Annotated in this window: 2 protein-coding genes; both read right to left on the bottom strand. The window is 34.9% G+C overall.

Features of this window, described 5'->3' with window-relative positions; genetic code table 11:
* Window positions 1-333, bottom strand: a 333-nt coding sequence (locus LOK41_RS28270) for a response regulator (RefSeq protein ID WP_241819391.1), incomplete at its 3' end; no start/stop codon positions are given.
* Between the two features lie 4 nt (window positions 334-337).
* Window positions 338-922 (bottom strand): sensor histidine kinase (locus LOK41_RS28265; protein WP_241819390.1); only part of this gene is annotated, 585 nt, incomplete at its 5' end.

Raw genomic sequence — 922 nt, 5'->3', positions numbered from 1 at the left:
TAATACTTCAATCCGGTTAATCGGTTTAATAATATAATATTCAACACCAAGTGAATACGCTTCAGCAATCAATTCTTTTGATTCTACTTGAGAAACCATGATGATTTTCCCTTTAAACGATGGTTTTGTTTGACGAATTGTTTTTATTCCATCTTGAATCGGCATTAACAAATCTATAAATAAAATGTCTATATTTTTGAGAATTAGCATTTGTTGATCTAACAACGAACCATCCTCAGCTTCTCCTACGACCTCCCCAAGATCCTCATCCTCGATAATTTGAGCCAACATTGAGCGAACCGCTTTCTCATCGTCTACTATATAAAAATACATAGAATCACCCTTTCGCAATTATATGATCAATCCCTAATCTGATTATAAAAATCGATCCTTTTCCTTCGGTTCTGTCCTCAAACGTAACAATACCTTCAAATTGTTCGACCATTTCTTTTACATACGATAGTCCGATACCTGTCGAAGGGTTACCTGCATCATCATATTTAGAAGTAAACCCAGGTTCAAAAATTGCCTCTTTATACTTCGAAGAAATACCGGGACCGTTATCTCCTATTCGAAATTCAACAGAATGATGGCCTTTATTAATGTTAATCGTGATGGTTCCCATATCTTGGATAGCTTCTACAGCGTTTGCAACGACATTATTTATAATTGATAAAATTGTGTAAATATGATAGTGAGGATGAACGCCATCAATCTTGTACACAAATTGAATATCTTTCTCTAGCAACAGAGCGTATTTCTCATTTGCTCGTACGATAATGTTTACCAGTTCATTTATGGACATATAATCTGTAAAGCTTTCATCAGAAATTAGCTTTGAAAGTCCAGCAAAAATACGTTGATTATCCTTTTTAACGTCATGGACTTCACCAGCAATTTTCAATGCCTGCTGCCGTAAATC

Origin of the sequence: Bacillus sp. TL12 (genome assembly GCF_022625245.1) — a bacterium.
Classification (GTDB): Bacteria; Bacillota; Bacilli; order Bacillales; family Bacillaceae_G; genus Bacillus_A.
This window is presented reverse-complemented; position numbering and strand designations above follow the sequence as displayed.